This is a genomic window from Burkholderia sp. Ac-20365 (assembly GCF_017104715.1).
GTDB lineage: Bacteria > Pseudomonadota > Gammaproteobacteria > Burkholderiales > Burkholderiaceae > Paraburkholderia.
Map to the genome: position 1 here is coordinate 1 of NZ_JAAGPI010000088.1, position 5,238 is coordinate 5,238.

The 5,238-nt window shown below is 63.6% G+C and carries 5 protein-coding genes; 1 reads left to right on the forward strand and 4 read right to left on the reverse strand.

Features of this window, described 5'->3' with window-relative positions:
* Positions 1-271 precede the first annotated feature (271 nt).
* A complete protein-coding gene (locus tag G3O01_RS44635; RefSeq protein WP_205813882.1) occupies positions 272-1,426 on the reverse strand; it encodes a branched-chain amino acid ABC transporter substrate-binding protein in 1,155 nt (384 codons plus the stop codon).
* Between the two features lie 193 nt (positions 1,427-1,619).
* Between G3O01_RS44635 and G3O01_RS44640 the strand changes: the two genes are divergently transcribed.
* Positions 1,620-1,802: a hypothetical protein gene (locus G3O01_RS44640; RefSeq protein ID WP_205813883.1), complete on the forward strand. Its 183-nt coding sequence runs from the start codon at positions 1,620-1,622 to the stop codon at positions 1,800-1,802.
* Between the two features lie 152 nt (positions 1,803-1,954).
* Here G3O01_RS44640 and G3O01_RS44645 read toward each other — a convergent pair whose 3' ends face one another.
* The 3 genes from G3O01_RS44645 to glgA form a co-directional block, all read right to left on the reverse strand.
* On the reverse strand, positions 1,955-2,416 hold the full coding sequence (locus G3O01_RS44645; protein ID WP_205813884.1) for a hypothetical protein: 462 nt from the start codon (positions 2,414-2,416) through the stop codon (positions 1,955-1,957).
* 111 nt (positions 2,417-2,527) lie between these two features.
* Positions 2,528-3,391: a pyridoxal kinase PdxY gene (gene pdxY / locus G3O01_RS44650; protein ID WP_205813885.1), complete on the reverse strand. Its 864-nt coding sequence runs from the start codon at positions 3,389-3,391 to the stop codon at positions 2,528-2,530.
* A gap of 267 nt (positions 3,392-3,658) precedes the next feature.
* Positions 3,659-5,119, reverse strand: a complete 1,461-nt coding sequence (gene glgA / locus G3O01_RS44655; RefSeq protein WP_205813886.1) for a glycogen synthase GlgA — start codon at positions 5,117-5,119, stop codon at positions 3,659-3,661.
* Between the last annotated feature and the right edge of the window lie 119 nt (positions 5,120-5,238).

The window sequence follows — 5,238 nt, forward strand, 5'->3', positions numbered from 1 at the left end:
GTGAAGTGGAGGACCCGTTGGGGGCCCTCAGGCGGAGGTCAAGAGCGGGCGGTGTTAGCCCGCTTTCTTTGCTTACTTTCTTTGCGGCGGCAAAGAAAGTAAGTGCCGCCCCGCACAGGGGCGACGCGTGAAGAACCGATAACAAAACGCGGATGCCAGCAAAAGCAAAAGCAAACCACACCAACGGTCGCAAGACAACAAACAAACCACAGACGCCAGCGAAACGCCACAAACAAAAAACCCTCATGGCGCCCGCCAGCAAAAAAACCCGTCAAACCCCGCTCTTGGTAACAACAGGCACCCAAACCCCATTCTTGACCTGATACAGCGTCGAAGCCGCGCTCTTCAACGCCCCGGTGCTATCGAACGAAATCGTCCCCGTCACGCCTTCAAAACTGATCGTCTTGAGAGCAGGGCGATACGTCTTCGGGTCCGTTGACTTGGCCGTCTCCATCGCCTTGATCACGGCCCACGCAGCGTCATACCCGAACGGCGCATACGACAGGATGTCGTCCCCAAAGCGCTTCTTGAACTTGTCCGAGAAGTCCTTGCCACCCGGCAGTTGCGCGAGCGGTCGGCCATATTCCCATGCCATCGCGCCTTCGGCTGCATCGCCGGCAAGCTTGATGAACTCGGGATCCTCGACGCCGCCACCACCCAGCAACTGCGCCGTCATGCCAAGCTGCTTCATCTTCTTCGCGATCGCGGCTGCCTGCGTATCCAGCCCACCGAAGAAGATCAGATCGGCATTGGTCGACTTGATCTTCGTCAGCTGCGTGCTGAAGTCGACGGCCGTGTTGCTCGTGAATTCGCGCGCGACGATGTTGCCGCCCGCTGCCTTCACCGCCTTCTCGAACTCGTCCGCTTCGCCCTGGCCGAATGCCGTGCGGTCGTCGATGATCGCGATGCGCTTGGCCTTCGTCACCTTCACGGCATATGTGCCCGCGTTGCCGGCGTTTTGCGCGTCGGTGGAGATCACCATGAAGGTGTTCGCGAAGCCGCGGTTGGTGATGGTCGGGTTCGTCGCGGCCGGGTCGATCATCGGAATGCCCGCCTGCTCGTAGATCTGTGAGGCGGGAATCGTCGTGCCCGAATTGAAGTGGCCGACGATGCCCGACACGTTCTGGTCCACCAGTTTCTGCGCGGCCTGCACGCCGATGCGCGGGTCGGCCTGGTCGTCTTCGGACACGAGTTCGAAGCGCGCGACCTTGTCGCCAATCTTGATCTTCTGCGCGTTGGCTTCCTCGAGGGCAAGCTTCACGCCGTTCTGCAGGTCCTTCCCGTAGCCCGCGTTGGCGCCCGTCATCGGCGCGGCAAAGCCGATTTTCACCGGCACTTCGTCGGCGGCGAAACTGGCGAGCGGCGCGATGGACAGCGCGGCGCCCAACATCACGGCAAACGGATTCAGCGTCTTGCAAAAGCTCATGGTTTCTCCTTACATCGGCAGACAGGGATGGGAAAAACAGCCGGCTTGCAGCGCGCCGGGCGTCTTGTGAAAGCGCGGCGCGGCCGGTCGGATTGCGCGATGCAGTGTGTCGACAGGTCTCCTTCGTTGCGAATGCAAACAGTGCACGACAAAAAACACGCACGAGATTACGGACGATGCCGTGCATCCGGCAATGCTGGAAAACACCAAAGCCAACATGCCCGCGCGTCACCTGCCGACGGACCGGAAATCTCGCGCAACCCGCGTGCTGCAGCCGATCCGTGGCGCGAATATAGAAAGCCAATATGCGTGCGTCTTGGCAGTTCGCGGCATGTTGGATGCGCATTTCAGCACAGCGTTGCTGCGCCGTTCTTAAGCGTTGGCTGCGAAGATGAGGAGGATGTCGCGCAAGGGACGCGTGAAGGAGGGGAGCGTGATGTGTTCGCCGTGCCGCCCGATCGGGCCCGGCCAGATCGCGCAGCGTCCGTTATCGACGACGCCGCGCGTATCTGTTTCAGTGCGATGTGCTTACTGTTCGCCCTGCATGCGCAGCAGTTCTTCACGCAGGCGCAACAGCGGCTCTTTGACTTCGTCTTCGGCCCACGTATCGAGGTCGTCGATCGCGCGGTGGCAACCGTCGAGCACCACGTCGAGATCGACGGGGACACCGTTCGCGAGCGCGAACTGAATCGTCTCCGCGAATTGCTGGCACTCGTCTTCGCCGTACGAGATGTCAAGGTTATCGCCGATCACTTCAGCGATATTGCTGCGCGCCTTGTCGTCGGGCGTGACCATGTCGATGATGCCGCGCGCGACGGCGGGCGAATAGTACAGCGCAATATCGAGCCATTGCGCGGCGTCGAAGTCGGCTTCGCCGAACTGCGCTTCGAAGAATTCGATCGCTTCCTGCTCGTGCGCCTCGTCAGCGTCCACGCTGATGCACAACTCTTCAAACTGCTCTTCACGTTCGCTGCGGATCGTGCCGTCCATCTGTGCCTCTCTTGCCAGTCAATCTGTGCCAATAAAAATGCCGCGCAGTCTCGCGCGGCACGCATTATAGGACGTTGGGCTGACAGCAGCCTGTGTGATGCATCGAATACCCTACGCCGACTCCACCACCCACGCATCGAACCAGTCGCGCGGCCGCGCGATATCGTCCTGCGCGGCGATGATCTCCAGCTCATAGCGCCCCGCATCGTACGTCGCGCGCACGACGGCATTCACGGCGGCCATCGTATGCTCGAACGCGCTGCGCACGGAATCGCCGAGCAACGTACGCGCGACGAACACGGCACTCGTCAGATCGCCGACACCCACCGGCTGCCGTGCGAACGGATAGAGCGGCCGCTGTCCCATCCACGCTTCGCGCTCCGTCACGACGAGCATGTTGAAGCGGTCCGCGAGGCTGTTGCGATCGAGCAGATGCTTGACGAGCATGATCTTCGGGCCGCGCTTCATCACCTCGCGACACGCGGCGACGGCTTCCTCGACGGTCTCGATCTCGCGTCCCGCGAGCCGTTGCAATTCGCTATGGTTCGGACACATCACATCGGACACTTCGGGCATCGTCCGGACGAGAAATTCCTGAATGCCGGGCTCGACGCGGCATCCCGTCGTCGTGCCCATCACGGGATCGCAGAAGTAGCGCGCATGCGGGTTCGCCGCTTTGACCGCGCGCACGATCTCGATTACCGACTGCGCCTGCTCGGGCGTGCCGAGATAACCCGACAGCACGGCATCGCAGCGCGGCAGCATGCCGATCGCGCCGATCCCTTCGACGAGCGCGAGCATCTGCGATGCATCGATTGCGCTGCCTTCCCAGTGGCCGTACTGCGTATGGTTCGAGAACTGCACCGTGTTGAGCGCCCACACGTTGACGCCGAGCCGGCGCATCGGGAACACAGAAGCGCTATTGCCCGCGTGCCCGAATACGACGTGCGACTGGATGCTCAGTACGTTTTTCATATCGAACCGGTGTGGCGCGGGAAGGGCGCCAGAAGAAAGACTGCGACACGGATGCGCGGTACGCGATGCACCGCTTTGGCGCGACGCGCGCCACGGACAAAACGCACGAAACGCGCGCCCGGCGGGCGCATCACGCATTGTTCATCACAAGATACATGACTTTTTGCACGACGGAATCGATCAGACCCCGTCGTGTTGCGCCGAACCATCAATGTACGCGCCGATCTTGCGCCCGCTTGCGCAGTATCAATGCGCGTACGCCCGTGCTCAGACCAGTTCGCGGTACAGCGCGAGATAGCGTTCCGCCGACGTGCCCCAGCCGAAGTCCTGGCGCATCGCGCGCCGCTGTGCGGCTTTCCAGTCGGTGCGCCGCGCATACAGCGCGAACGCGCGGCGGATCGCGGCCGTGAGCGCTTCCGGCTCGAAACGCTCGAACACGAAACCCGTCGCCAGATCGTCGGCGATGTTTTCCAGCGATGCATCGACCACGGTGTCGGCCAGCCCGCCTACGCGATGCACGAGCGGCAGCGACCCGTACGCGAGCGCATAGAGCTGCGTCAGGCCGCACGGTTCGAAGCGCGACGGCACCGCGATCACGTCGCTGCCCGCGACGATCTGGTGCGCGAGCGTCTCGTCGAAGCCGAGTTCGACGGCCACGCTCTCGGGATGTGCCTGCGCGACGCGCTGCAAGCCGTTTTCGAGCGCGGGGTCGCCCGTGCCGAACACGACCAGTTGCCCGCCGCGCTTGATGATGTCGGGCAGCGCCGCGAGCAGCAGATCGAGGCCTTTCTGCTCGGTCAGACGGCTGACCACGCCGAACAGCAGCGCATCGCCTTTCTGCGCGAGATGGAAGCGCTCCTGCAGCGCTGTCTTGCATGCGCGTTTGCCCGCGAGGCGCGTATCGGTGTAACGCGCGGCGATCTGCTGGTCGATGGAAGGCTGCCAGACCGTATAGTCGACGCCGTTCAGAATCCCCGACAGATCGTGCCAGCGCTGGCTCAGCAGGCCGTCCAGCCCGCCGCCTTGCGCGAGTGTCTGGATCTCGCGCGCATAGGTCGGGCTGACGGTCGTGATGCGGTCGCTGTAGAAGAGGCCCGCTTTCAGGAACGACATCTGGCCGTAGAACTCGACGCCGCTCATGTGGAAAAAGTCGGAGGGCAGGCCGAGCTGGCCGAACTGATGCGCCGGGAAAACGCCCTGATACGCGAGGTTGTGAACCGTGAAGATCGTGCGCGCGGGTGCTTTGCCGTGTTCGCGCGCGGCGGCTTTCAGATAGGCGGGCGCGAGCCCCGCATGCCAGTCGTGCGCGTGGACGATCTGCGGCGCCCACGCGGGGTCGAGATGCTGCGCGAGCTGCGCCGCGACCCAGCCGAGCATCGCGAAGCGCTGCGCGTTGTCGCCGTACGGCACGTGTTCCGCGTCGAGATACGGATTGCCGGGGCGGTCGTACAGCGTGTCCGCGCGAATCAGATAGACGACGAGCCCATTCGTGGGCAGCGTGCCGCGCTCCAGCGTGACGTTCGACGCGCCGAAACGCTCGCCGATCCGCGCGACGGGCTGCACATCCGCGAGACCGGACGCCACGGCGGGAAAGCCCGGCAGCAGCACGCGCACGTCGGCGCCCAGTTCGATCAGCGCGGGCGGCAACGCGCCGACGACGTCGGCCAGACCGCCCGTTTTCAGAAGGGGATACAGCTCGCTTGCGACGTGCAGCGCGCGGATCGTCATGGGCTTCAGTCCTGTTCGCTAGAGGTTTCGGTGGATGACGTCGTTTCGGTGCATCGCGCGGCGCCGGCGCCCGCCGCGCGGAAAACGCGACGACGTGCGCGCGGGCCGCGTGCATCGCG

Excerpts from the sequence above, each read along its gene's own strand:
- G3O01_RS44635 (WP_205813882.1), bottom strand. The coding sequence starts at position 1,426 with ATGAGCTTTTGCAAGACGCTGAATCCGTTTGCCGTGATGTTGGGCGCC.
- G3O01_RS44640 (WP_205813883.1), top strand. The coding sequence starts at position 1,620 with ATGCTGGAAAACACCAAAGCCAACATGCCCGCGCGTCACCTGCCGACG.
- G3O01_RS44645 (WP_205813884.1), bottom strand. The coding sequence starts at position 2,416 with ATGGACGGCACGATCCGCAGCGAACGTGAAGAGCAGTTTGAAGAGTTG.
- pdxY (WP_205813885.1), bottom strand. The coding sequence starts at position 3,391 with ATGAAAAACGTACTGAGCATCCAGTCGCACGTCGTATTCGGGCACGCG.
- glgA (WP_205813886.1), bottom strand. The coding sequence starts at position 5,119 with ATGACGATCCGCGCGCTGCACGTCGCAAGCGAGCTGTATCCCCTTCTG.